This window comes from Vibrio sp. OPT46 (genome assembly GCF_015163535.1).
Classification (GTDB): Bacteria; Pseudomonadota; Gammaproteobacteria; order Enterobacterales; family Vibrionaceae; genus Vibrio; species Vibrio alginolyticus.
Genome location: NZ_JADDYG010000518.1, coordinates 1 through 248 on the forward strand (window position 1 = coordinate 1; position 248 = coordinate 248).

The 248-nt window shown below is 41.1% G+C and carries 1 pseudogene; it reads left to right on the forward strand.

Annotation, left to right across the window (positions count from 1 at the left end):
- Positions 1-248 (forward strand): annotated as a pseudogene (locus tag IQR33_RS33895) (diguanylate phosphodiesterase); the annotation flags it as partial.

Below are 248 nucleotides of genomic sequence, written 5' to 3' on the forward strand. Positions count from 1 at the left end.
TATCAATTCAAACTCTCTGAACAAATGCAGTACTGCCTGGATTTGTTCAGTCTTTACCTTGCACTAAGACAAACACAATTTCAGTTAGAAGCCTTTCACCACGACTTGATTAGTAATGTTGTCGTGCCGATTCGCGTGGATGCATTACTGTGGGAGCCTGGGGTTTATTTTCTCGAACAGACGATTCAATTCCACTCTTCTGCTTTTCAACATGTGATTCCTTCTCTTCAAGCTGATGAAACGTTATG